General features: G+C 63.2%; 22 protein-coding genes and 1 tRNA gene. 9 read left to right on the forward strand and 14 right to left on the reverse strand.

Annotated elements, in window-relative coordinates:
* Window positions 1–35: 35 nt before the first annotated feature.
* The 3 genes from NLY36_RS12050 to NLY36_RS12060 are packed head-to-tail and all read right to left on the reverse strand — an operon-like array spanning window position 36 to window position 2,670.
* On the reverse strand, window positions 36–932 hold the full coding sequence (locus tag NLY36_RS12050) for an HlyC/CorC family transporter (RefSeq protein WP_023670669.1): 897 nt from the start codon (window positions 930–932) through the stop codon (window positions 36–38).
* Complete coding sequence (gene aroB / locus NLY36_RS12055; RefSeq protein WP_023694054.1) at window positions 929–2,062, reverse strand: 3-dehydroquinate synthase; 1,134 nt, start codon at window positions 2,060–2,062, stop codon at window positions 929–931. Before aroB ends, NLY36_RS12050 begins: the two co-directional genes overlap by 4 nt.
* Entirely contained in the window at window positions 2,059–2,670 is a 612-nt protein-coding gene (locus tag NLY36_RS12060; RefSeq protein WP_023670667.1) for a shikimate kinase, read from the reverse strand. Before NLY36_RS12060 ends, aroB begins: the two co-directional genes overlap by 4 nt.
* Window positions 2,671–2,842: 172 nt before the next feature.
* Here NLY36_RS12060 and NLY36_RS12065 point away from each other — a divergent pair, with 172 nt between their 5' ends.
* The 5 genes from NLY36_RS12065 to NLY36_RS12085 all read left to right on the forward strand — a co-directional run bounded on the left by NLY36_RS12065 (window position 2,843) and on the right by NLY36_RS12085 (window position 6,814).
* On the forward strand, window positions 2,843–2,995 hold the full coding sequence (locus NLY36_RS12065) for a hypothetical protein (protein ID WP_023670666.1): 153 nt from the start codon (window positions 2,843–2,845) through the stop codon (window positions 2,993–2,995).
* Window positions 2,996–3,016: 21 nt separating this feature from the next.
* Window positions 3,017–3,928, forward strand: a complete 912-nt coding sequence (locus NLY36_RS12070) for a site-specific tyrosine recombinase XerD (RefSeq protein ID WP_027050748.1) — start codon at window positions 3,017–3,019, stop codon at window positions 3,926–3,928.
* A gap of 88 nt (window positions 3,929–4,016) precedes the next feature.
* Window positions 4,017–4,967, forward strand: coding sequence for an acetyl-CoA carboxylase carboxyltransferase subunit alpha (locus NLY36_RS12075; RefSeq protein WP_023685389.1), 951 nt, complete (start codon window positions 4,017–4,019; stop codon window positions 4,965–4,967).
* Window positions 4,968–5,201: 234 nt separating this feature from the next.
* Window positions 5,202–6,497, forward strand: coding sequence for a L,D-transpeptidase family protein (locus tag NLY36_RS12080; protein ID WP_023685371.1), 1,296 nt, complete (start codon window positions 5,202–5,204; stop codon window positions 6,495–6,497).
* Between the two features lie 59 nt (window positions 6,498–6,556).
* Window positions 6,557–6,814 carry a sulfurtransferase TusA family protein gene (locus NLY36_RS12085; protein ID WP_031193210.1) on the forward strand — a complete coding sequence of 86 codons (258 nt, stop codon included), beginning with the start codon at window positions 6,557–6,559 and terminating at the stop codon, window positions 6,812–6,814.
* A 3-nt stretch (window positions 6,815–6,817) separates the two neighbouring features.
* Here NLY36_RS12085 and NLY36_RS12090 read toward each other — a convergent pair whose 3' ends face one another.
* Window positions 6,818–7,912 carry a CobW family GTP-binding protein gene (locus tag NLY36_RS12090; RefSeq protein ID WP_023726959.1) on the reverse strand — a complete coding sequence of 365 codons (1,095 nt, stop codon included), beginning with the start codon at window positions 7,910–7,912 and terminating at the stop codon, window positions 6,818–6,820.
* A 3-nt stretch (window positions 7,913–7,915) separates the two neighbouring features.
* Window positions 7,916–9,094 (reverse strand): D-alanyl-D-alanine carboxypeptidase family protein, encoded by a 1,179-nt coding sequence (locus NLY36_RS12095; protein WP_023735205.1) that lies wholly within the window; start codon window positions 9,092–9,094, stop codon window positions 7,916–7,918.
* 233 nt (window positions 9,095–9,327) lie between these two features.
* On the opposite strand from NLY36_RS12095, the gene NLY36_RS12100 reads away from it, so the two are divergent.
* Together NLY36_RS12100 and NLY36_RS12105 are read left to right on the forward strand one after the other, a co-directional pair.
* Window positions 9,328–10,491, forward strand: coding sequence for a M20 aminoacylase family protein (locus NLY36_RS12100; RefSeq protein WP_023735206.1), 1,164 nt, complete (start codon window positions 9,328–9,330; stop codon window positions 10,489–10,491).
* A 106-nt stretch (window positions 10,492–10,597) separates the two neighbouring features.
* Window positions 10,598–10,674: transfer RNA gene (locus NLY36_RS12105), tRNA-Arg, on the forward strand.
* Between the two features lie 278 nt (window positions 10,675–10,952).
* Here the strand turns inward: NLY36_RS12105 and NLY36_RS12110 are convergent.
* From NLY36_RS12110 to NLY36_RS12145, 8 genes are all read right to left on the reverse strand, one after another.
* Window positions 10,953–11,294: a TadE/TadG family type IV pilus assembly protein gene (locus NLY36_RS12110; protein WP_023685375.1), complete on the reverse strand. Its 342-nt coding sequence runs from the start codon at window positions 11,292–11,294 to the stop codon at window positions 10,953–10,955.
* 58 nt (window positions 11,295–11,352) lie between these two features.
* Window positions 11,353–11,778, reverse strand: a complete 426-nt coding sequence (locus NLY36_RS12115) for a TadE/TadG family type IV pilus assembly protein (protein WP_245260130.1) — start codon at window positions 11,776–11,778, stop codon at window positions 11,353–11,355.
* Between the two features lie 19 nt (window positions 11,779–11,797).
* On the reverse strand, window positions 11,798–13,003 hold the full coding sequence (locus NLY36_RS12120) for a pilus assembly protein TadG-related protein (RefSeq protein ID WP_348529196.1): 1,206 nt from the start codon (window positions 13,001–13,003) through the stop codon (window positions 11,798–11,800).
* A gap of 379 nt (window positions 13,004–13,382) precedes the next feature.
* Entirely contained in the window at window positions 13,383–14,369 is a 987-nt protein-coding gene (locus tag NLY36_RS12125; RefSeq protein ID WP_023696403.1) for a methyltransferase, read from the reverse strand.
* Window positions 14,370–14,606: 237 nt separating this feature from the next.
* A complete protein-coding gene (gene chrA / locus NLY36_RS12130) occupies window positions 14,607–15,998 on the reverse strand; it encodes a chromate efflux transporter (protein WP_023683940.1) in 1,392 nt (463 codons plus the stop codon).
* Window positions 15,995–16,813, reverse strand: coding sequence for a chromate resistance protein ChrB domain-containing protein (locus NLY36_RS12135; protein ID WP_023683941.1), 819 nt, complete (start codon window positions 16,811–16,813; stop codon window positions 15,995–15,997). Before NLY36_RS12135 ends, chrA begins: the two co-directional genes overlap by 4 nt.
* Before the next feature lie 140 nt (window positions 16,814–16,953).
* A complete protein-coding gene (locus NLY36_RS12140) occupies window positions 16,954–17,742 on the reverse strand; it encodes a 3-hydroxybutyrate dehydrogenase (RefSeq protein ID WP_023735208.1) in 789 nt (262 codons plus the stop codon).
* A gap of 332 nt (window positions 17,743–18,074) precedes the next feature.
* Window positions 18,075–18,611 (reverse strand): TetR/AcrR family transcriptional regulator, encoded by a 537-nt coding sequence (locus tag NLY36_RS12145; RefSeq protein WP_023683943.1) that lies wholly within the window; start codon window positions 18,609–18,611, stop codon window positions 18,075–18,077.
* A 149-nt stretch (window positions 18,612–18,760) separates the two neighbouring features.
* On the opposite strand from NLY36_RS12145, the gene NLY36_RS12150 reads away from it, so the two are divergent.
* Complete coding sequence (locus tag NLY36_RS12150) at window positions 18,761–20,065, forward strand: efflux RND transporter periplasmic adaptor subunit (protein ID WP_023735209.1); 1,305 nt, start codon at window positions 18,761–18,763, stop codon at window positions 20,063–20,065.
* A complete protein-coding gene (locus NLY36_RS12155; RefSeq protein ID WP_023696405.1) occupies window positions 20,062–23,145 on the forward strand; it encodes an efflux RND transporter permease subunit in 3,084 nt (1,027 codons plus the stop codon). The genes NLY36_RS12150 and NLY36_RS12155 overlap by 4 nt, the downstream gene beginning before the upstream one ends.
* Window positions 23,146–23,309: 164 nt before the next feature.
* Here NLY36_RS12155 and NLY36_RS12160 read toward each other — a convergent pair whose 3' ends face one another.
* On the reverse strand, window positions 23,310–23,771 hold the full coding sequence (locus tag NLY36_RS12160) for a L,D-transpeptidase (protein WP_023683946.1): 462 nt from the start codon (window positions 23,769–23,771) through the stop codon (window positions 23,310–23,312).
* Window positions 23,772–23,910: the final 139 nt, after the last annotated feature.

The raw sequence follows: 23,910 nt of genomic DNA on the forward strand, positions 1-23,910 counted from the left end.
CAAAGAGCGTCATGTGGCGGGCCTGCTCGGTACCTTTAAGATTCGCCCGCCGGCCTGATCCTGATTCTGGCGATCCGGTTTTTGTCGCGCTTCATCACCACGAAGCGCTTGCCGTGGAAGGTGAAAGCCTGCTTTTCCTCGGGGATCGACTGCGTCTCGTGGATGACCAGGCCGGCAATGGTGGTCGCTTCCTCGTCAGGCAGGTTCCAGTCGAGCGCCCGGTTGAGATCGCGGATCGGCACGGTGCCGTCGACGACCACGGAACCGTCCGCCTCCTGCTTCACGCCCTGAATGTCTACATCGTGCTCGTCGGCGATCTCGCCAACGATCTCCTCGATAATGTCCTCCAGCGTCACCAGCCCTTCGACCTCGCCATATTCGTCGACGACGATAGCGAAATGCGCCTTGGCGCGCAGGAAGGCGTTGAGCTGTTCCTGCAGCGTCGTGGTGTCGGGCACGAACCAAGGCTTCGAAGCGATCTTCATCACGTCGATCCGGGAAAAGTCGTTGCCGACCTCGTTCAGCGCTCGCAGCAGGTCCTTGGCGTGCAGCACGCCGACAATGTTGTCGAGAGAGCCTTTCCACAACGGCATGCGGGTGTGCGGGCTTTGCAGGATCTCGCGCACCACCGCTTCCGGCCCATTGTCGGCATTGACCGAGCGCATATTGGTGCGGTGGACCATGATGTCGGAGACTTCGAGCTCGGCGAGATCGAACAGCCCGCCGACGCGGTCGCGGTCCTCACGCACCATCTGGCCGTCGCGGCGGAAATCGTCGACCGCGCCGCGCAACTCGTCCTGTGTCGAGCGCTGCGGCTCGATGCGCGACAGCTCATAGCCGAACATGGCAAGCAGGCGCGTGCGCACGGCCAGGACCAGCAGGATGAGGATGGCAAGGACGGCGACGACGGTCCAGCCGGGCTCGTTGATCATCGCTGCCGGCTTTCCTGGCCCGGGTGGTTCTCCCTGAGGAACGAAAGCACTTCCGACGCCGGTACATCCTTGGCAATAAAAGCCTGGCCAACGCCGCGCGTCAGGATGAAGGTCAGCGCGCCGCGCGACACTTTCTTGTCCTGGGTGATGAAGCCAAGCAGCGCCTCGGCATCGGGCAACTCACCAGGGATGTCGGCCATCCGCCAGGGTAGACCGACGGCGCGAAGATGCGCCTCCACGCGCGCCGCGTCGTCCGGGCTGGCCAGATTGAGCCTTGCGGAAAAGCGGTGCGCCAGCGCCATGCCGATGGCGACGCCTTCGCCATGGACGAGGCGGGCGCCATCATACTGTGTGGCGCCTTCCAGCGCATGGCCGAACGTGTGGCCAAGATTGAGCAGTGCGCGGTCGCCGGTTTCGAACTCGTCGCGGGCGACGACATCGGCTTTGGCGCGGCAGGCCTCGGCAATCGCCTCCGCCCGTTCCGCACCACCGGCGAACACCTTTTCCCAGTTCGCTTCCAGCCAGGCGAAAAACGCCGGTCGGTCGATCAACCCGTATTTGGCAAGCTCGGCATAGCCGGCGCGAAATTCGCGGATCGGCAGCGTGTCGAGCACTTCGGTGTCGGCCAGCACCAGCTTCGGCTGATGGAAGACGCCGACCAGATTCTTGCCGCGCGGGCTGTTGATGCCGGTCTTCCCACCGACCGAGGAATCGACCTGCGCCAGCAGCGAGGTTGGAATCTGGACGAAATTCATGCCGCGGCGCACGATGCCGGCGGCAAAGCCGGTCAGGTCGCCGATGACGCCACCGCCGAGCGCAATGACGACATCGCCGCGCTCCAGCTTGGCGGCGAGCACGCCGTCGACCACCTCTTCGAGATGGGCAAAGCTCTTGGTCTTTTCGCCGGCCGGCAAAGTGATGACGGCAGGCTGGATGCCGCCTGTTTCCAGACCGGCCTTCAGCGCGTCGAGATGTGCCGCCGCGACATTGTCGTCGGTGACCACCGCCGCCCTCGTGCCGGGCAGGCGGCGCGAAATCTCGGCGCCGGCGCGCGCCAAAAGGCCAGGGCCGATCAGGATGTCATAGGCACGCTCGCCAAGGCCGACCTCGACAGTGACCGGTTCGCTCACAGCCGCACCTCGCCTGGCGCAGTCGGAGCCGGAATGCCGAAATGCCCGCACAGCGCGTCGACAACCTCCGTCGCAATGACCTCCTTGCGGTCGTCGCGTGTCGGCACGGTGATGTTGGACGTGGCATAGACCGGGTAGCGCTCGCCCATCAGTCGCTCGAGCACGGCGCGCGGATCGGCGCTTTTGAGCAACGGCCGGTTCTGCTTCTTGGACACGCGTTCCATCAACAGGTCGATCTCGGCCTTCAGCCACACCGACACGCCATGCCCGGCGATCGCTTCCCGCGTCTGCGCATTCATGAACGCGCCGCCGCCGGTCGACAGCACCTGCGGCCCACTCTCCAGCACGCGCAGGATGACGCGCTGCTCCAATGCCCGGAATTCGGTCTCGCCATAGCGTTCGAACAGTTCCGGCACCGTCATGCGCGACACGGTTTCGATCTCCTGGTCGCTGTCGACGAAGGGCAGCGACAGCATCGTCGCCACCTTGCGGCCGATCGCCGTCTTTCCGGCGCCCATCAGGCCGACAAAGACGATCGAGCGGCTGCCCAGCCTGTCGAGCAGCGCGGCATGGCTATCGCCGGGAGGATTTGCTGGTAACGCGTTCATGAGACCATGCTGTTTCTAAGCCGTCTTTGCCGGCGTATCGACATCAAAAGCCCGTTTGCGTCAAGCACAGCGCCTTTCGCACGCAGAGCCCTTCGTCCTTGAATTGACGGAATTAGCGTCCCATAAGGACACAGGGCTTGGAATCGCAGAGCAAGAAGACGGGCGAAGATTGATGCCGACACTGTTCCGCTTTGTCGTGACGATGATGATTCTTGCCGGCATTGCCTATGGTACGATGGTGGCGTTGGCGATGTTCGTCGAGCCGAAAAAAGCCGAAATCACCGTGCGCATTCCACCGGAAAAGCTGAACCCCAAGAAAAACTGACCCAAAACTGACCCCTGGAACATGAACAGCGCGGCTCGCATCGAAGCCTTTCTCGAGATGATGAGCGCCGAACGCGGTGCCGCTGCAAACACGCTGTCTTCCTACCGCCGTGATCTCGAAGACGCTTCGCAGCAGATTGCCGGCGGGCTTGCCGCTGCCGCCGCAGCCGACATCCGCGCCTATCTCGACGATATCGCGGCGCGCGGCTTTGCGTCGACGTCGCAGGCGCGCAAACTGTCGGCGATCCGCCAGTTCTTCAAGTTTCTCTACGCCGAGGGCTTGCGCGGCGACGACCCGACCGGCACGCTGGACAGTCCGAAAAAGGGCCGGCCGCTGCCCAAGACGATGAGCGAGGCCGATACCGGTCGGCTGCTCGACCGCGCCGCGCTTGAGACAGGCGATGCCGTCAATGGTGACCGGGTGGCTGCACTGCGCCTGCACGCTTTGGTGGAGGTGCTCTATGCCACCGGCTTGCGCGTCTCCGAACTAGTCGGCCTGCCGGTGACCGTCGCCCAGCGCGACGACCGCTTCTTCATGGTGCGCGGCAAGGGCGACAAGGAGCGCATGGTGCCGCTGTCGGCCAAGGCCCGCACGGCGATGCGGGCTTGGCTCACAGCCCGGGCCACGGTGCCGGCTTTCGCCGACAGCCCGTTTCTGTTCCCGGCCGCCGGCGACAGCGGCTTTCTCTCCCGGCAGGTCTTTGCCCGCGATCTCAAAGGCCTTGCCGCGCGGGCCGGCATATCGGCGGCGAAAATTTCGCCGCATGTGCTGCGCCATGCTTTCGCCAGCCATCTCCTGCAGAACGGCGCCGATCTCAGGGCGGTGCAGCAGCTGCTCGGCCACGCCGATATCTCGACCACGCAGATTTACACGCATGTGCTGGAAGAGCGGTTGGTGCGGCTGGTCAACGATCATCATCCGCTTGCCGACTAGGCCTCATATCGCTATGTGAGGGCAACGTGCCCGCGCGGAGCCTACATCTGCGCGATGTTTGCCTTCCGACGCATCGGTCCGCTCAAGAATGTACAATTACCTCGATTTCGAAAAGCCGGTGCAGGACCTTGAACTCAAGATCCTCGAGCTGAAGAAGCTTGCCGAGAATGGCGAGGCGGTCGACGTCGGCGACGAAATCAGCCGGCTCGAGAAGCGCGTGCGCGACGCGCTGCGCGACATCTACAAGGCGCTGACGCCGTGGCAGAAGGTGCAGGTCGCGCGCCACACCGACAGGCCGCATTGCCTCGACTACATCAAGGGTCTGTTCAGCGATTTCACGCCGCTCGCCGGCGACCGCAATTTCGGCGAGGACCAGGCGATCATCGGCGGCTTCGCCCGCTTCCGCGGCGAACCGGTGGCCGTCATCGGCCAGGAAAAGGGCTCCGACACGGCGAGCCGGCTCAAGCACAATTTCGGCTCGGTGCGCCCTGAAGGCTACCGCAAGGCCGTGCGGCTGATGGAACTTGCCGACCGTTTCCAGATCCCACTTCTGACGCTGGTCGACACCGCCGGCGCTTACCCCGGCGTTGGCGCCGAGGAACGCGGCCAGGCTGAAGCCATCGCCCGCTCAACCTCGGCCTGCCTCGGCCTCAAAGTGCCATCGATTTCGGTTGTAATCGGCGAAGGCGGTTCGGGCGGCGCCATTGCGATCGCCACCGCCAACCGCGTCTACATGCTGGAACACGCCATCTATTCGGTGATCTCGCCGGAAGGCGCTGCCTCGATCCTGTGGCGCGACACCACGCGCTCGAAAGATGCGGCGACCAACATGAAGATCACCGCCCAGGACCTTCTGGAAATGAAGATCATCGACGCCATCATTGCCGAGCCGCTCGGCGGCGCCCAGCGCGCGCCCGAAACGGTGATCGCCGCCACCGGCGATCTCATCGCCAAGACGATGAAGGATTTTGCCGGCGCCAACACCGATTTTCGCGAACAGCGCCGCGAAAAATATCTGGCGATGGGCCGCAGCCTCTGATTTTGGCCGGCAGCGCACCGCAATGTGGCGTCAAGGAGCAATTTCGCCACAAAAATGCCGCCGCATTCGGCTCAATAAAAAATCCGTGACACCGGGCGAATTGCCGTGGGGGGCGCCGTCCGACGCTTGCGGTAAGGAATTTTCAAGGTTAACGGGCTTAGGGTCCGTCAGTGTTCAGCATGCAGGCCCGGGCGCTATCCGGCCGTGCCGCGAGAAAAAGACATAGCCGTATCCATGTTTACCAAGCTTGCCCGCACTGGACTCCTGATCGCCGCGCTTGGCGTTGCCGGCTGCAACGATTCCTCGATGAAGAATTTTGCGCCGGAAGCCAGCAAGCCGCTGCCGGACAAGATCCTGGCCGACATGAAAGCCAAGGGCATGATCCGCACCTCGTCGGTGATGGCTCGCATCTTCAAGGAAGAAGGCAAGCTCGAAATCTGGAAGGCCAAGACCACCGGCCGCTACGAGATGGTCGCCAGCTACGACATCTGCAAATGGTCGGGCAAGCTCGGCCCAAAATACACCGAGGGCGACCGCCAGGCGCCGGAAGGTTTCTATACGGTCCGCCCGTCGCAGATGAATCCGCGCTCGAACTATCACCTGTCCTTCAACATCGGCTATCCCAACGCCTATGACCGTGCCAATGGCCGCACCGGCGCCAATCTGATGGTGCACGGCGCCTGCTCGTCGTCGGGCTGTTATTCGATGACCGACCCGCAGATCGAGCAGATCTACGCTTTTGGTCGCGATGCCTTCCAGGGCGGCCAGACCGAGTTCCAGATCCAGGCCTTCCCGTTCCGCATGACCGCCGCCAACATGGCGCGCTACCGCAACGACCCGAACTATGAGTTCTGGAAGATGCTGAAGGTCGGTTACGACAATTTCGAGATCACCAAGGTGCCACCGAAGGTCGATGTCTGCGACAAGCGCTATGTCTTCAACCAGGTGGCGCCTGAGGGCACGACATTCGATCCGACTGGCGCATGCCCCGCGACCACGCAGCCCGATTCGCTGAAGAGCGCACTCAACGCCTATCAAAGCAGCTATGACGCGGCCTTCACCGGCGCGGTCAAGGCCAGCGTGCCAGCGCCCAAGCCAACCATTGCCGGCATCAAGGAAGCCGCCATCGTTTCAGACTGGTCGAAGCGCCGCGCCCGGGGCGAGCGCGTGCCGATCGAACCGCCGTCGCTGAATTCCGACGGCACGCTGACCGAGACGGCGCGCATGGGCCGCATCGATTCGCCCGCCGGCCGCAAGATGGCGGCGCTGGACGCAGAGAAGGAAGCCAAGCGCAAGGCCGAGGAACAGCGGGTTGCTGCCATCGAGGCTGCGAAAGCCGCCAAGGCCCAGGCACTGGCTGAAAAGCAAGCCGCAAAGGCCCAATCGCTGGCCGAAAAGGAAGCAGCCAAGCAGGCCGCCCAGCAGCCGGTCGCCACTGCGAGCGTCGAGGCGGCGCCTGCGGAACCGCCGGCGGACGAAAGCCGGATGTCGAAGATCAAGAACAAGCTGCTAGGCATGTTCGGCGGCTGAGGTTTTCGCCTTGCCGATGCATGCCGCCCAAAAGTGCGCAGCGGTTTTGGGACAAAGACATGCATGAAAACAAACAAACAAATCACACCGCAATCTATGACCTCAAGGGCCTGAACTGCCCCCTGCCCGTTCTCAAGGCGAAAAAACGCCTAGCGGCAATGCAGCCGGGCAGCCGGCTTTGGCTGGAGACCACCGACCCGCTGGCGGTCATCGACATCCCCGCCTTTTGCGCCGACGCTGGTCACCAACTGGTTGAAACGTCAGCCGTCACCGGCGGCCACCGCTTCCTGGTCGAACGCGGCGCAGAGCGAGCCTGAGAATCAGCCCCCGGCTATCGCCAGCGGATTGCTCTCCAGCGCCGCGCGATCCGGCGTGTCGATCGACGGCCGGTTGGTGAAAGCGGAAAACAGCCGGCGCACATAATCTTCCGGCATATCGAGCGTGATCAGCACCAGCCTGGTGCCGCGTTGGCCGTCCGACCAGGCCAGTAGCCGCGCCGGCGGATGCAGGATCTTCTGTACCCCGTGGACAACAAGCGGCCGCGACGGGTCCTCCGCAAGCTCGATGACGCCCTTCATCCGCAAAAGCTTGTCGCCATGCGCAGAACGCAGCAGGTCGAGGAACATCTCGATCGCCGAAAACGGCACCGGGCCGTCATGGACCAGCGAGTAGGAGCGCACGCGGGAATCGTGGTGGTGCTCATGCTCGCCGTGATCATGATGATGATGGTGGTGCTCATGGGCGGCTTCTTCGCCGAGCCAGCGCCGGACATCGGCGGATTTGGTCGCCGGATTGTAGAGGCCGCAGTCGAACAGAGCCGCGACGCCGGTTCGGCCGTCGCCGGCCTCCAGCACCACGGCGCCTGGATTGAGCTGATGGACTCGCGTTCGCAAAGCATCGACGTCGCCGGAATCGCTGGCCAGATCGACCTTGGTCAGCACGATGCGATCGGCGACTGCCACCTGCTTGACCGCCTCGACATGGCCGTCGAGCGTCGCGTTGCCGTTGACCGCGTCGACCAGCGTGATGACGCCATCAAGTCGGAAGGCCTGCACCAGGGCGGGATGCGCCATGATCGACTGCAGCACCGGCGCCGGATCGGCGAGCCCGGTGGTTTCGACGACGACGCGGGCGAGACGGGCGATACGGCCCGTCTGCAGCCGGTCGACGAGGTCAGCCAGCGTGTCGACCAGTTCGCCGCGCACCGTGCAGCATAGACACCCGTCGGACAGCTGGATGATGCCGTCCGAGGCCTGCTCGACCAGAAGGTGGTCGATCGCCACCTCACCGAATTCGTTGATGATGACGGCCGTGTCGACCAGTGCCGGATCTTTGAGCAGCCGGTTGAGCAATGTCGTCTTGCCGGCGCCGAGGAAGCCGGTGACCACCGTGACGGGTATCGGAAAGCCAGCCATCGCCTAGTTCGCGGCTTTGACCAGCTGGTCGCCCTGCACCGCGGTTGCCTGGCCCACCACGGCCGGTTCGGCGCCCTTTGGCGCCGGAATGTCTGGCCGCCAGCTCGGCAGCGGCACATCGGCGTATTCCTGGCCGCCCTGGTCGAGCATCGCCTTCGGCGCCGGCCCGGTGGCGCCGCCGAGGCCCACGGCAACCAGCGTCGGCACGTGGTCGAGCTTTTCCTGATAGGGCGATTTCGGCACGTCGGCGCCCCTCGCGGCCACCGGCGGAGCCGCCTCGGACTGCTCGTGCGGCGCCTTCTTCTTGCAGATCTCATCATGCATGTCGTTGGGTGACATGGTATCGCCATAGGAAGGCATGGCCGCGACCGTGAGCCAGTTCGGGTCGGGCATGGCAAAGCCCTGGTCAAGCAGCCTGGCGGCGGTCTCGGCACGGCTGATCGCCGATTTTTCGCCGAGCACGACCGCGACCAGCGTGCGGCCATTGCGTGTCGCCGAGCCGATCATGTTGAAGCCCGAGGGACAAACGAACCCGGTTTTCATGCCGTCGGCGCCGGGATAGCGCCCGATCAAGAGATTGTAGTTGGAGATCGCCTTCTTGCCGACGGCAAGGCCTTCGATCGAGAACCAGGGGGCGTATTGCGGGAATTCCTTGCGGATCGCCATCACCAGCAGGGCAAGATCGCGCGCCGTCGTATACTGCTCCGGCGAAAACAGTCCGTTCGGATTGACGAAATGCGTTCCGGTCATGCCGAGCCGCGCCGCCTCCGCATTCATGCGAACGGCGAATCCGGCCTGCGAGCCGCCTATGTTTTCGCCGATGGCCATGGCGATATCGTTGGCCGATTTGACCAGCATCATCTTCAACGCATTGTCGAGCCGCATCACCGAGCCCGGCTTGAAGCCCATCTTGCTCGGCGGTTCGCCCGCCGAATGCTTGGTCACCTTGATCGGTGAATCGAGCTGGACCTCGCCGGCGGCAATCGCCCGGAAGGTGACATAGGCGGTCATCAGCTTGCTCAGCGAAGCGGGATACCAGCGCTTGAAGGCGTCCTGGTGCTGCAGAACCTTGCCGCTGTTGAGGTCGAACAGGATCACCGGATTGGCCAAAGCTGGCCCAGCCAGCATAGGTAGCGCCAAGCCGCCCGTTAGCAGTAATTTGAGGATATGGCTGTGCCGCATCATGGAATCCGAAATCGCCTCTTGCCGTAGTCGCCCCTGGCTCCGTAAGATTTCGTTACGCGATGGCCAGCATGACCTGATCCGGCCCTCAATTTCCGGATCACATTGTCTGGGGTGCTATTTACCCTATGTGACGCCAAGATGGCAAAGTGCCAAGATGGCAACAAGCATGGCAATCACAATTGCAATCAAGCAGGCCAGATCGTCTGCTCCAACAGCGAGATGGAACCATTATGCCGATTCTCAACCGCGCCGCCGAGATGCAGGACGAAGTTGCCGGCTGGCGACGCCATCTGCACCAGACGCCAGAACTGAATTTCGATGTCTTCAAGACCGCCGCCTTCGTCACCGAGAAGCTGAAGGAATTCGGCTGCGACGACGTGGTGACGGGCCTCGGCAAGACCGGCGTCGTCGGCATCATCCATGGCCGCAAGGGGCAAGGCGCGACCATCGGCTTGCGCGCCGACATGGACGCGCTGCCGATCAACGAGATCACCGGCAAGCCCTATGCCTCGACCATTCCTGGCAAAATGCATGCCTGCGGCCATGACGGCCATACGGCGATGCTTTTGGGCGCCGCCAAATATCTGACCGAAACGCGCAATTTCGCCGGTTCGGTCGCGGTTATCTTCCAGCCGGCCGAAGAGGGCGGCGGCGGCGGCAACGAGATGGTCAAGGACGGCATGATGGAGCGTTTCGACATTTCGCGCGTCTTTGGCATGCACAACATGCCGGGCCTGCCGGTCGGCCAGTTCGCCATCCGGCCGGGTCCCATCATGGCGGCGACCGCCGAGTTCACCATCACGGTCAAGGGCCGCGGCGGCCATGCGGCGATGCCGCACGGCACGATCGACCCGATCGTCATCACCAGCCAGCTGGTCGGCGCCCTGCAGACGGTCGCTTCGCGCAGCACCGATCCGGTCGAGGCGGTGGTGGTTTCGGTGACGAAATTCCACGCCGGCGACGCCTATAACGTCATTCCCGAGACCGCCGAGATTGCCGGCACGGTGCGCACACTGAAGAAAGAGATCGCCAAGAAATCGGAAGAGCGCATCCGCACCATCTGCGAAGGAATAGCCACCGCCTTCGGCGCGACGATCGCCGTCGACTATGACGCCAACTATCCCGTGACCTTCAATCATCCGGAAGAAACGGTCTTTGCCGGCGATGTCGCGGCAAATGTCGCCGGCGACACCCAGGTCCACCGCGCCATCCAGCCGGTGATGGGCGGCGAAGACTTCTCCTACATGCTGGAAGCCCGACCTGGCGCCTTCATCTTCATCGGCAATGGCGAGACCGCCGGCCTCCATCATCCGGCCTACGACTTCAACGACGAAGTCATACCGCACGGCATGAGCTACTGGGTGAAACTGGCCGAAACGGCGCTGGCAGCCTGACCTGCCCCGACGAAAGGCCGGCCGATTAGCCTTCGGCCGGCCTTTTCATTGCCTTCGGCGAGCCTCTTGGCGAAACGATCGGAAGCGGCTATGTGTCGGGCCGCGTGGTCCCGTAGCTCAGTAGGATAGAGCGGCAGATTCCTAATCTGTAGGTCACAGGTTCGATTCCTGTCGGGATCACCAGCAAGATCAAAGGCTTGGTGACTGAGATAGCCTGTCGGCATGTTGCAGCACTGATGGACTGGTTTTCGGTGATTTTCACGGACGCGACCAAGCAAGCAGCCTGACTTTAGTTCCATAGAAAAAGTCCATCCCTGAGGTCTCAGGAGCGAGCTTTAAGCATCTACAGCCGCGAAGAGAATCGACCTCTTGCAAGTACAATTTCAGATCGAGCGATGGTTCCCAGTCGATCCGTTACGGTCTGAGTTCGGCGCCGCCAACTCAACGAAGCCGGCCGTATCCTAGCTGGCAACCAGGGGCACCGTGACGGTCGTGGCGTAATTTATCGGATACTGGTCGAAATACGGGAAAGCGATGACGAAGGCATAGCTGGCGGTCAGATGCGCCATCTTGAAACCGCCGCTGGCAGGGTCGGTTGCGATCGTCACAATGACGTTCTTCAGACCCAGGTTCACCAATTTCTGCGTGGCGATGGCCTGGATGTCGCTCTGCGAAAGCGTGTTGTTCAGCTGCAGCGCCCGGGAAGAGGTTTCCAGTGTATAGCGGACGGTCGACACGGCATTCATGGCCCAGCCGAAGGCGAAGATTCCGAACAAAAGCATCACCAGGAAAGGCGCGATCAAGGCGAATTCCAGCCCGGCTGCGCCGGAGCAGTCACGGCGCCACCTGGATCCGATCCTTTCAGCGGACACGGATCACCTGCTGATGACTGATCGCGCGCGGGTCCGGGAAGACACCGAAGTTAAACGGGGGCACCCAGGTGCCCGTCGCCGTTATCTGGACGAAGACGGTCGGCAGCTTCGTTCCGCCGCAAATGGTGGTCGCATCCACGACCGTGGCGCCGCACAAATAGGAGCGGACCAGTACGACCGCGGCGTCCTCGGGCTTGTCGTTCCAGCTCGAAAGCGCGACCGCCTGCGTTCCGGTGTCATTGGACGCGCCGGCCATTACGAGATTGGCCGCGGTTTTGACGCCCGCGCGCATCTGCAGGTAACTCGTTACGTAGGACCAGCCGTCGGCGATGCCGAGGCAGACGAGGCACAGGATGGGCAGCAACATGGAAAACTCGACGGCAGCTATCCCGGATTTGTCCAGGACAATGCGCAAGGTCCGCCCACCCATCCCGCTACTCGACGAGCTGAACGGATTGCGTCGCCGGAATGTTCTTCATCCCGAGGCTGGTGCAGTCCTGCTTGATGGTCGTACTGCCGGACCACTGGATGGTGTCGGCGACGACCTGAGTGCAGCCGCCGTTCCCCGAGAAGTTGCCAAGGTAGTTGACCTGCTGCCTGGGGAAATAGATGGCGCCGGTCAAAAGCGAGTCCGCTGTGCCGTTGAAGGTGCTCTGTGCCGCAGTCCCGGTCCTGTCGCCGTAGAACAGCACGCCGGAATAGGCTCCGGAGGTAGGCGCGCTCAGCGTCACCTTGGCGTTGCCGTTCATGCTGACGGTGTTGCTGCCTGCCATGAAGATGGTTACCCCGCTGCCGGCGACGACCGCGTTGGCGTTGACCTTCATACCGCCCTGCACGACGTAGACGCCGGGCTGCAGGGTGACGTTGCCGCTGAGGCTCATGCCGCTACAGTAGGTGCCAGGCTGGAGTGTTTGCGACGTCTTGTTGCCATTGACATTCTTGCAAGGGTTGCCGGCTGTCGGCGTCGCCAAGCCGGAGAAAGGATCGGCTGCCGGCAAGGCTCGGGTGATGTTGGACTTGCAGACTGTGGTCGCTGGATTGTTCAGCACCATGCCGCCGACCGTGATCAGGCAGTCGGCCTTGAGCACCGCCGAGCCCTGCGTCTTTATGGCGTCCGAGGCAATCGAGTCCGACATGACCGAACAGCCGGTGAGGTTGACGGTGGTGTTGCCGGAAAAGAGCGCAGCCTGGGAGGCCGACGGACTGAGCGCCAGCACGCAAGCTTTGGAGGCGTCATTGATCAGCGCCACCGCCCTTGCCTGTTCGGCAACGGGCGCCTGGTTGAAAATCGCCGTGAAGTAGCGGTCGAGGTTCTGCTTGACGATGACCTCCACTGCCTTCTTCGCGGTGTTCGGGCCGGACAATGGCGGCGTGTTGACCTGGATCGTGCCCGGCGTGGCAAAATTGTTCGAGGTCGCGGACTGCGTGGCGGCGGCGATGATGGTCGGGTTATCGGAACCCGCGACTTTCTCGAGCGCGCCGGCATAGGCCGCGGCATCGGCAACGGCCTGCAGCTTGAGGCTGCTGTAATACCAGAAGGATGTCTCCACACCGAGGCCGGCGCCGCCAACCACGACCGGCAAGGTGAAGGCAACGATGACGGCAACGTTACCGTTCGTGGCGCGCCTTAGGCGGCTCAAAGCAAACCAAATCCGGGTGAACGCGTTGGATGCCATATGTATTAGAAACCACGAATAGATAAACGAATGTCTAAAAACTCCATTCCGATTCGACGTAGTCGAACGGGCTAGCTAGGCGCAAGTTGCAGCGACCGCGCAACATCCTGTCGGAGGTTCCGCCCCAATCGACGAATGCGAAATATGCCGCTATCCCGAACTTTGTTGTCGACCAAGTGACATTTAAATGCCCCCTCTGCGAAGAAGCTATCGAGAAGACAGGGGACACCGCGCTGCCGGTACGGGGAAAGATCGGCTCACGCCGCCTCAGGAACTTTGTGCAATCCGTCCGGGGCTGGCTCTGAGGGCCACACACGCCCGAAACCAACTACTCCAGCCACAATCAGTCCGTGAGGCGCCCACGAAACAACGTGGTGCCGTCGGTCAGCTGCGACCTGGAGATATCCCGGAACCCAGCTTCGGCCATCCACCCGCGATACTGACCTTCCGTGTACGATTCGCCTGCGCGGTAAAGGTTCAGGAAGGTGAGATTGAGAAAGACACCCTCAGGCGGGCCGAGACGGTCGTCATCGACGACACCCCACCCCGCAATTGCGATCTCGCCTCCTTGGGTGAGGCAACGCGCCGCGTTCAGGATCGAACTGCGCGCCTGGTCCGGCGGCAGGACCTGGACGACAGCCTTCAGGATTGCCAAGTCATGCCGGCCGGTCGATGGCGCGACCGTTATGTCGCCTTCTTCGACAACCACATCGCCGGCACCGTATTCCGACAGGATCGCTGGTGCGACCGCCGCGACCGTCGGGAGTTCCATCAAAGTCGCCGCAATATGCGGCCATCGCTCGCGAAGACCGACCAGAATGGTCCCGGCGCCGCCGCCGATGTCGATCACCGAACTGACCGCCGAGAAGTCCAGTTCACGGGCGAGATTTCGGCCGAAAATCACCCCTCCCGGTGCGAGCATGCGGCTGAAGGCCGCTGCGGATTCTGGCCCCGCTTCGGAAAAGTCGTGCAGCGCGGCCGGCCGATTCTGCCGCAGCGACTCTGCGGTCAAAAGGTCGGCTCCCCAGAGTTCGCGCAGCAGCACATGATCGCCGCCGCGATAGGTCGGCTTGGACGCGTCGAGGAACTCCGACGCTTCGGCTCCGTTGCGAAACTGACCATCCTCGACGTCGAGGAGACCGATGCTGGCGAGCGCGTAGAGGAACCGCGACAGACGAGCGGGCTCGACTTTGAGCGCTGCCCCAAGGCTGTCGGCAGTCGCAGCATCGCCGCCGAGCCAGGTGAAGATGCCAAGGTCCAGCCCGGCACGAAGCGCCAAGGCGGGGGGCACCCCTGCGATCAGCTTGTCGATCCGATCGGAATCCACCATGTCATATCCCGTTGTGCGATCCAGGATCGACTTTGAACAGCTCGGCCAACCTCGTCAAATCAGTTCGCCAGCGCGCCGCTCTCCGCGTCGAGCAGGTTCAGCTTGGCGGTATCGGGTTCGACGTAAAGCGTATCTCCGGGGCCAGCGCTGATCCTACCAGCGCCCGCGACCGTTGTGCGCCGGCCCGGCATACCTCAAAAATCCGGCTGTGATAATGGCTGGCCGCGCCTTCGGACGCTACGCAGGCAAGGCCAGCAGCGCCAGTCCGGCCAGCGCCGAGCCGGCCAATGTCGGCAGCATGCCGATCCTCAGTTTCAGCATGGCGACCATGGCGGCCGCCGCCAGCAGCGCGGCGCGCCAATCCAGCGACGACAGCACCGGTAGCTCCATCCCAAGACCAAAACGGTGCACCGCGCCGAAGACGACATGCAGTGCGAACCACAGCGCAAGGTTCATCACCACGCCGACCACAGCCGCCGTGATCGCACTCAGCGCCGCCGACAGCGCCTTGTTGCCGCGCAGCGCCTCGATGTAGGGGGCACCCAGAAAGATCCAGAAGAAGCACGGCACGAACGTCACCCAGAGCGTCAGCAATGCGCCGAGCGATCCGGCCACAAGCGGTCCCATCGCACCGGCGTGACGATAGGCGGCGACGAAGCCGACGAACTGCAGCACCAGGATCAATGGTCCCGGCGTCGTCTCGGCCAGACCAAGCCCATCGACCATTTCACCCGGCGCCAGCCAGCCGAACGAGGTCACCGCTGCCTGCGCGACATAGGAGAGCGCAGCGTAGGCGCCGCCGAATGTGACCACCGCCATCAGGCTGAAGAAGCCGCCAAGCTGTGCCCAAACACTGGCAGGGCCGGTCAGCGCCAGGATCAGTACGACCGGCCCGAGCCAGATCGGCAGCCAGATCGCGATGGTGCGCGGCGCGTGCCATTTCGTCGGCTTGGTGTGAGCGAGGTCGCCGCGTTCGAACATGACGTCGACGGCGCCCCTGACATCGGGCAAATTGTCCTTGCCGCGTGCGGCTCCGGAAAAACGCGCCGGTGCCAAGCGGTTGCCGATCCAGCCGGTCAGCCCTGCAACCAGGATGATCAGCGGAAACGGCAGCCTGATGACATAGATGGCAAGGAACGCGGCCACCGCGATCGCCATCATCACCCGGTTCTTGAGCGCCCGTTTGCCGATGCGGAGGACCGCCTCGACGACGACGGCCAGCACCGCCGCCTTGATGCCGAAAAACAGCGCCTCGATGACGGGCGCATCATTGTAAAGCACGTAGAAGATGCTGAGGCCCAGCATGACAAACGCACCGGGCAGCACGAACAGGATGCCGGCAACGAGGCCGCCGGCGGTCCGGTGCAGCAGCCAGCCGATATAGATGGCGAGCTGCTGTGCCTCGGGGCCTGGCAGAAGCATGCAGTAGTTGAGCGCATGCAGGAACCGCTGCTCGCCGATCCAGCGGCGATCCTCGACCAATTCCTTGTGCATCAGCGCGATCTGTCCGGCCGGCCCGCCGAAGGAGAGCAGGCCGATCCTTGCCCACAGTTTCGCGGCTTGGCGGAAGGTCGGGACGATCGGAGCCTCGGTAGCCTGTGCATCGTCGTCCGCGGCGAGGGCGCTCATGGCGCTTTGCCCGCGCTGGGCCAATTGTGGGTTTCGTCAGTGGCATCGCGGCACCATCTGAAGAACGCATCGTAGAGCAGCATGCCGGCATCAAGCTGTTCGAGATCGTCGCGGAACATGCGCGACAGCCCGAGCGATGCAGCGAGGAACCCGGCCGCCTGCGGTACGAGATCGAGGCGCGCCGTATCGGCTGCACGCACGATCAGCGCAAGGCGATCGAGCGCTTCGGACCGCAACCCGAACTCTTCGATCATCGTGTCGAAGGTGCAGCGCTCGCCGCGATGGCTCCAGAACACGTCGTCGATGTCGAAGGCAACCGCCCCAAACCGATCGGCGGCCGCCAGCACTTCAGACGGCTCGACAAACAGGAACACCGCCGAGGGATCGACGAAGCGGCGGATCAGCCAAGGACAGGCGATGCGGTCGACCTTGGGGCGGGCACGCGTCACCCAGACCGTGCGGCCCTTGTCGTCGCGGGGCGGTATCTTGTCGGCCTTGACCAGAAGTCCCTTGGCCGCCTGCCACGCCTCGAAGCCGCCTTCAAGGGATTCGGCAGCAATGCCCTCATGGCGCAGCCACGCGGCAACGCCTTGCGAGAGCTTCAGCCCCTTCTGGCAGATGACGACAGCATGAGCCCCCGTGAACTCGGCCGCCCAGCTCGAAACAGACTTGAAGTCGCGCCGGCACGAGGCCGGAAGCAGCCGCGGATCGACGTCGTAGTCTTCGTCGATGCGGACATCGACAAGAACAGGCGCGTCGGACAGACCGACAAGGCGGGAAAGCTGCGCTACGGTGATTGCGGTTGTTGACGGCATGGCGTCCACCTCCAGAGTGAGAGTTTGGACGCGATCATTGGGCTGACGCCTCACGGGGTCGTCGCGAAGGAACCCCTTGCCACAATGCTGGATTGATCTTTCGTCTTTGTCAAGGAAAGAGCGGCGCCGGGGGAGCGCGCCTACTGCGCCGTCCAGCCGCCATCCATCGGCAAAGTCGTGCCGGTAATCTGCCTGGCCGAGTCCGAGCACAGAAACAGCGTCAGCGCGGCGAGCTCCTCGACGGTGACGAATTGCTTCGTCGGCTGTGCCGCCAGGAGCACGTCGCGCTTGACCTGTTCCTCGGTCATGCCGCGCGCCTTCATCGTGTCGGGGATCTGCTTTTCGACCAGTGACGTCCAGACATAGCTGGGCGCGATGGCGTTTACGGTGATGCCGTCCTGCGCGACTTCCAGCGCTACCGTCTTGGTCAGACCCGCTATGCCGTGCTTGGCCGAGACGTAAGCCGACTTGAACGGCGAGGCGACCAGTGCATGCGCCGACGCGGTGTTGATGATGCGGCCCCATTTGCGCGCCTTCATGCCGGGCACCACGGCCTTGATCGCGTAAAAGGCGGCAAGCAGATTGATGCGGATGATGGCTTCCCACTTGTCGTCGGGAAACTCCTCGATTGGCGCGACATGCTGTATCCCGGCATTGTTGACCAGAATGTCGAGGCTGCCCAAGGCCTGCTCGGCTTCGCGCACCATGGCGGTCACCGCTGCGCCGTCCATCATGTTGGCGCCGGAGTAGCGGCACTGGACGCCAAAATCCTTCTCGATGCCGGCGCGCTCCTGTTCGATCGCCGCGGCTTCGCCAAGGCCGTTGATCGTGACGTTGGCGCCCTCGGCGGCAAGGGCGCGGGCAATGGCCAGGCCAATGCCGCTGGTCGATCCGGTGACGAGCGCATTCTTCGAAGAAAGGGAACCCATGGAGATCTCGCGACTGTTAGGAGGACTACAAAGGCACATAGTTTGTGCGCCGCAACATGACAATGCCATAACCATATGTCGGCGCCATCACAGCCCTAAAACGCGCTTTGCCGGCCTCGCCGAGCGCCGTCTCAAGGCTGACACGGCAGTGTTATGGTGCGGCGCAACATAGTCGGCCGCGCATTCGCGCAGTCATTCCTGAACCATCGATCCAACGAATCAGGGGGCTGTAGCTTGAAATCGCCGATGTCGTGATGCGTGCCTATGCCATGCCGCTCACCAACCGTCCTTTCCGCCCGGCCCGTATCGCTTCTTCGATCCGACGCCCTGAGCTATCCTGCAATCTCCAGCAGGGCCGATACCAGCAAGTGGCGTTCGTCGGCGGACAGCACGTCGGAATCGAAGAGGTTCATGCTGCGCAGCCCTTCGATGGCCAGAAAGCAGACCAGCAGCGTCTTGAGGTCCGGCGTCTCGCTCTTCAGCCGCTGCAGCAGCTGCGACTTGAAGGCTTTTATCGGCGTCAGGAAATCCGGATCCTCGGCGATCGCCGAGAATATCCACGAAGCCGTCGGCTTCGGCTCCTCGCAATCATCCGCCGAGAGCCGGATATAGGTGGCGAGCAGGCTCTCGCCGCTGGCGCCGGCGACACGGCCCGATTCCAGCGCCAGCTCGAACGCGCGCAGGTAATTCTCCACCAGGCCCTGCATCAGTTTGGCCTTGGTCGGAAAGTTATATAACAGGCCGCCTTTCGACACGCCGGCGCGGCTGGCGACGGCGTCAAGCGACAGGCTGCCGGGACCGGCCTCGCGTGCGACATCGGCGGCGGCGGCGAGTATCTTGTCGCGCGAATTTGCCCTTTGGGTCTTCATCGATCCCTTCCCCCGCACCAGCCTAGGCGGAATTGACAAGACCGTCCAGACGGTACAGTAAGTTCGCCGTCATTTGTAATCGGGACCTGGCGTCGATAAGTGTCCCGCTATTCGGCTATTTTGCCGGACACCGGCCGAGGGGACAGTTCGTGAAGCGCTTCATCTCTATCACCGCAATTCTGCTTCTGCTCGCTCTGGTGTGCGTCGGCGTTGTCGGCTTCAACCTGTTCCGCGACAACGCTATCAAACAGTATTTCGCCACCATGAAGCCGCCGGCGACGACCGTATCGACGGTTGTCGTCAAGCCTTCCGACTGGACGCCGGGCGTCGAGGCGATCGGCACGGTACGCGCCGTGCGCGGTGTCGACCTTACCGTCGAGACCAGCGGCATCGTCAAGGACATCCTTTTCCACGCCAACCAGAAGGTGCCTGTCGATTCGGTCCTGCTGCAGCTCGACGATGCCGTCGAACGCGCGGATCTCGTCGCGGCCAAGGCGCAGTCCGTGTCCGACAAGACGGCGCTCGAACGCGCGCTGGAACTGCAGCGGCGCGGCGTCGGAACGGATGCCACGCTCGACACCGCTCAAGCCGCTGCATCGGCCTCCGCCGCGCAGGTCAACAAGCTGCAGGCCGTGCTTGATCAGAAGCAGCTGACGGCGCCTTTCGCCGGCACCGTGGGCATCCCCAAGATCGACCTCGGCCAATATCTCTCGCCCGGCAACGCAGTGGTGACCTTGCAGGATCTGGACACCATGCGGGTCGATTTCTCGGTACCCGAACAGCAGCTGCCGCTGCTCAAGATAGGCCAGGCCGTGCGGCTCGGCCTCGGCGGCACCGGCGGCGGCGCCGACATGCCGTTTGCCGGCTCCATTCGCGGCATCGATCCCAAGATCGACGCTTCAAGCCGCCTGGTGTCCGTGCGCGGCGAGGTCGCCAACCCCGACGGCAAGCTGACGCCCGGCCAGTTCGTCCAGGTTCGCGTCGAGCTGCCGCAGGAGAAAAACATTCTGTCCTTGCCGCAGACGGCATTGACGTCGAGCCTCTATGGCGACTTCGTCTTCGTCGTCGTTCCGGCGAAGCCGGCGGAAGGCGCCCCAGCCGCGAAACCCGAGGAAAAGCCTGCTGCAGGGGCCGACGCGGCAAAGCCGGCGGCAGATGCAAAGCCGGCCGGCGCGAAACCGGCTGCCGAAGACGCCGCGGCGAAGCCCGCGGACAAGCCGGCTGTCGACCCCGCGAAGCCCGCGGCAGAACCGGAAAAGCCGGCGCTCGTGCTGTCGCAGGTGTTCGTGAAGCCCGGCCGCCGCAACGACGGCATGGTCGAGATCATCGAGGGCATCAAGGCCGGGGACGAGGTCGTCACCGCCGGTCAGAACCGTCTCTTCAACGGCATGTCCGTCGCTGTCGACAACACCATTGATCCCAGCAAGTCGGCTAACCAGCAGGCTCAGCAATGAACTTTTCCGACATCTTCATTCGCCGGCCGGTCCTCTCCACCGTCCTCGCCTGCATGATCCTGCTCCTCGGGTTCCAGGGCATCTTCAACCTGTCGATCCGGCAGTATCCCAAGGTTGACGAGACGGCGATCACCATCACCACCGCCTATCCCGGCGCCAGCGCCGACCTGATCCAGGGCTTCATCTCCGCCCCGATCGCGCGGGCCGTCGCCTCGACCGAGAACATCGACTACGTCACCTCGTCCAGCCGGCCGTCTTCGAGCACTGTGGTCGTCCAGATGAAGCTCGGCTCCAATCCGGATGTCGCGCTGACCGAGGTCCTGTCGAAGGTGCAGGGCGTACGCGGCACCTTGCCGGATGCATCCAAGGACCCGGTCATCGTCAAGGGCACCGGCCAAGAGTTCGCGATGATGTACATCTCGATGCAGAATCCGAACATGAGCAAGGAGCAGCTCACCGAATATATCGAGCGCGTCGTGCGGCCCCGCATGTCGACGGTCGAAGGTGTCGCCGACGTGCAGATCTTCGGCGCCGAGGAATATTCGATGCGGGTCTGGATCGACCCGGTCAAGCTTGCTGCGCGTGGCGTCACCGCCGCCGAAGTGCTGGCGGCGATCAACAACTCCAACTTCCTGTCGGCGCCCGGCAACACCGAGAACGAATATGTCGTCTCCTCGATCACGGTTCGCTCGACGCTGCAGACGCCTGAGGCCTTTGCCGAGCTTCCGCTGCGCTCGACGGACGGCCAGGTGGTGCGCTTGCGCGACGTGGCGCGAGTCGAGCTTGCCGCCGAGAGCACCGACACGAGGGTGAGCTTCAATGGCAAGCCCGGCACCTTCCTCGCCATCTTCCCGACGCCGGCCGCCAACCCGCTGACAACGGCGGAGGCGATCCACAAGATCGTGCCTTTGATTCAAGAGACGCTGCCGAAAGGCATGACCATCGAAATCGTCTACGATTCCACCGAACAGATCAGCGCCTCGATCGATGAAGTGTTCAAGACCATCGCCGAAGCCGTCGCCATCGTCGTCGTGGTCATCCTGTTGTTCCTCGGCTCATTCCGCTCGGTGATGATGCCGATCGTGACCATCCCGCTGTCGCTGGTCGGCGTCTGCTTTCTTTTGTTTGCGGTCGGCTATTCGATCAACCTTCTGTCGCTGCTGGCCATGGTGCTGGCCATCGGCCTTGTCGTCGACGACGCTATCGTGGTGGTGGAGAACATTCATCGCCACATGGAGGAGGACCACATGTCGCCGATGCAGGCGGCCTTCAACGGCATGCGCGAGATTTTCTCCGCCATCGTGGCCATGACCATCACGCTCGCCGCCGTGTTCGCGCCGCTGGCCTTCACCGGCGGCCTGACCGGCGCGCTGTTCCGCGAGTTCGCGGTGACGCTCGCCGGTTCGGTGGTGCTGTCCGGCCTCATAGCCGTCACCATCACGCCGATGATGGCGGCGCGTCTGCTCAAGGCGGGATCGCACAGTCGCTTCCAGCGCGTCGTCGACGGAACCTTCAGCCGTGTCGAGCATGTCTATGAGCGGGCGGTCACCGCCTCCTTGAGAAATCGACCGGTGACACTGCTGATGGTCGTGGCGCTGGTTGCGCTCACCGGCTTCATGTTCACCAAGACCTCGAGCGAACTGGCGCCGGAAGAGGACCAGGGCTTCCTGTTGTCGATCGTGACGGCACCGCGCTACGCGACCTCGGACTACACCGAGACCTACGTCAACCAGATCCTCGGCCTGGTGAAGGACATTCCCGAAACCAGGGCGCAATTCTCTGCCGTTGCCTTTGGCGGCGCCACCAACGGCGCCTTTGTCGGCTTCGCCTTCAAGGATTGGGCCGAGCGCCAGCGCAACTCAAAGGAGCTTCAAGCCGATATCCAGGGACGCCTCGGCAAGGTGGCCGGCGTCGAGGCCTTCGTCTTCGCGCCGCCGACGCTGCCGGGCTCCGGCGGCGGCCTGCCGATCTCCATGGTGGTGCGCTCGACCGGTGGTTCCGCCGAGGTCTACGAGGCGGCCGAGCAGATTAAGAACAAGGCGCAGGCCTCCGGCCGCTTCATCGTCGTGCAAAACTCGATGTCCTTTGACGCTCCGCAGGTGACGGTGACCATCGACCGCGACCGCGCGGCGGCTCTCAACCTGCCGATCGCCGACATCGGCCAGACGCTGACGCTGCTGGTCGGCGGCGCCGAAGTGGCTCAGTTCGACCGCGACTCCAACAGCTACGACATCATCCCGCAGGTGCCGAAGGAATTCCGCGACAATCCCGAGAAGCTCGGCGAATATTTCGTGCGTAGCGTGACCGGCGAAATGGTGCCGCTTTCAGCGGTAGTGAAGATTTCGACCAACGCCGCGCCGGCCGCGATCGAGCAGTTCAACCAGCTGAACTCGGCGACGATATCAGCGCTGCCGCTTCCCGGCGTCACCACGGGCGACGGGCTGCAGACCCTGGAGAACCTTGCCAAGGAGAGCCTGCCCGATACCTTCTTCATCGATTATTCCGGCCAGTCCCGGCAGGAGAAGGAGCAGGGCAACACGATCCTTATCGCGTTCGCAGCCGCCGTAATCGTCATCTATCTGGTGCTGGCGGCGCAGTTCGAAAGCTTCCGCGACCCGCTGATCATCATGATGGCGGTGCCACTGTCGATCTTTGGCGCCATCGTGCCGCTCAATCTGGGGCTTGGAACGCTCAATATCTACACGCAGGTCGGCCTGATCACACTGATAGGTCTGATCACCAAGCATGGCATTCTTCTGGTCGAGTTCGCCAACCAGCAGCGCGAGCTGCATGGCATGAGGCGGCGCGATGCGATCGTCGCCTCGGCCAAGGTGCGCTTGCGGCCGATCCTGATGACGACAGCGGCGATGGCGCTCGGCGTCGTGCCGCTGATCGTGTCCAGTGGTGCTGGTGCGGCGGCGCGCTATTCGATGGGCCTCGTGATCTTCACCGGCATCCTGGTCGGAACCATGTTCACCCTGTTCGTGGTGCCGATGTTCTACACCTTCATCGCCAGCAAGGACCTGCCGCACCACGCCGAAAAGCCAGACCCGAAGCTGATGCCGGTGCACGCGGACTGAGCTGCGAACGGCGTTAGCGAACAAACGAAAAGAGGCCGGAAATTTCCGGCCTCTTTTTTGACTGGATTGATTTACCGCGAAGCTCTGATGGAGCTTCAGGCGGGAACTTGCGGTGCGGCATGACCTGGCCGGCTGCGCTGCACCATCGCTCCAAACGCAGTCTGCTACTTGACGATGACGATGCTGGTGTTGGTCGGGCCGAAGGTTTCGACCAACTGGTAGAAGTCGGCGGCATTGTCGGGATGCAGCCGCACGCAGCCATGCGACGCCGGCCGTCCCAGCCGCTTGATGGCGTTGGTCGCATGCACGGCGTAGCCGCCGCTGAAGAAGACCGAATGCGGCATCGGCGCGTTGTCGTATTTCTTCGAATGCCACATCTCGTGCATGCGGGTCGGCTTGAACGAGCCGGTCGGCGTGACATGCGCACTGTCGCCGGTCGAGACCTTCCAGGCGAAAGTCGGCCGGCCATCGACCAGCACTTCCATGGTCTGCTGCGACAGCGAAACACGCGCCACGATCTGGTTTGCCGCGGCATGGGCGGTGCTGTTGGCGGTGCCAAGCAGAAGCGCGGCGCCGCCGGCTGCGGCGGTGACGTTGATGAGTTTGGCGGAAATGGCTTTGTACATGATGGCTCCTCTTTGCCGGTCCTGCCGGCGTCAATTCGGTGGCCGCCTTATCCCCGCGCCATGTTTCAGACTGACTTCGCTGAGGCTCGTTTGTGTTTCGAATCTGTTTCCTCTGGTTAACAAGCAAGGTGGACAAGGG

It is taken from the genome of Mesorhizobium sp. C399B (genome assembly GCF_030323185.1).
Lineage (GTDB): Bacteria > Pseudomonadota > Alphaproteobacteria > Rhizobiales > Rhizobiaceae > Mesorhizobium.

What these genes read in the sequence shown, in the direction of transcription:
- NLY36_RS12050 (WP_023670669.1), bottom strand. Translation starts at nt 932, where the DNA reads ATGATCAACGAGCCCGGCTGGACCGTCGTCGCCGTCCTTGCCATCCTC.
- NLY36_RS12060 (WP_023670667.1), bottom strand. Translation starts at nt 2,670, where the DNA reads ATGAACGCGTTACCAGCAAATCCTCCCGGCGATAGCCATGCCGCGCTG.
- NLY36_RS12065 (WP_023670666.1), top strand. Translation starts at nt 2,843, where the DNA reads ATGCCGACACTGTTCCGCTTTGTCGTGACGATGATGATTCTTGCCGGC.
- NLY36_RS12070 (WP_027050748.1), top strand. Translation starts at nt 3,017, where the DNA reads ATGAACAGCGCGGCTCGCATCGAAGCCTTTCTCGAGATGATGAGCGCC.
- NLY36_RS12075 (WP_023685389.1), top strand. Translation starts at nt 4,017, where the DNA reads ATGTACAATTACCTCGATTTCGAAAAGCCGGTGCAGGACCTTGAACTC.
- NLY36_RS12080 (WP_023685371.1), top strand. Translation starts at nt 5,202, where the DNA reads ATGTTTACCAAGCTTGCCCGCACTGGACTCCTGATCGCCGCGCTTGGC.
- NLY36_RS12085 (WP_031193210.1), top strand. Translation starts at nt 6,557, where the DNA reads ATGCATGAAAACAAACAAACAAATCACACCGCAATCTATGACCTCAAG.
- NLY36_RS12090 (WP_023726959.1), bottom strand. Translation starts at nt 7,912, where the DNA reads ATGGCTGGCTTTCCGATACCCGTCACGGTGGTCACCGGCTTCCTCGGC.
- NLY36_RS12095 (WP_023735205.1), bottom strand. Translation starts at nt 9,094, where the DNA reads ATGCGGCACAGCCATATCCTCAAATTACTGCTAACGGGCGGCTTGGCG.
- NLY36_RS12100 (WP_023735206.1), top strand. Translation starts at nt 9,328, where the DNA reads ATGCCGATTCTCAACCGCGCCGCCGAGATGCAGGACGAAGTTGCCGGC.
- NLY36_RS12125 (WP_023696403.1), bottom strand. Translation starts at nt 14,369, where the DNA reads ATGGTGGATTCCGATCGGATCGACAAGCTGATCGCAGGGGTGCCCCCC.
- chrA (WP_023683940.1), bottom strand. Translation starts at nt 15,998, where the DNA reads ATGAGCGCCCTCGCCGCGGACGACGATGCACAGGCTACCGAGGCTCCG.
- NLY36_RS12135 (WP_023683941.1), bottom strand. Translation starts at nt 16,813, where the DNA reads ATGCCGTCAACAACCGCAATCACCGTAGCGCAGCTTTCCCGCCTTGTC.
- NLY36_RS12140 (WP_023735208.1), bottom strand. Translation starts at nt 17,742, where the DNA reads ATGGGTTCCCTTTCTTCGAAGAATGCGCTCGTCACCGGATCGACCAGC.
- NLY36_RS12145 (WP_023683943.1), bottom strand. Translation starts at nt 18,611, where the DNA reads ATGAAGACCCAAAGGGCAAATTCGCGCGACAAGATACTCGCCGCCGCC.
- NLY36_RS12155 (WP_023696405.1), top strand. Translation starts at nt 20,062, where the DNA reads ATGAACTTTTCCGACATCTTCATTCGCCGGCCGGTCCTCTCCACCGTC.
- NLY36_RS12160 (WP_023683946.1), bottom strand. Translation starts at nt 23,771, where the DNA reads ATGTACAAAGCCATTTCCGCCAAACTCATCAACGTCACCGCCGCAGCC.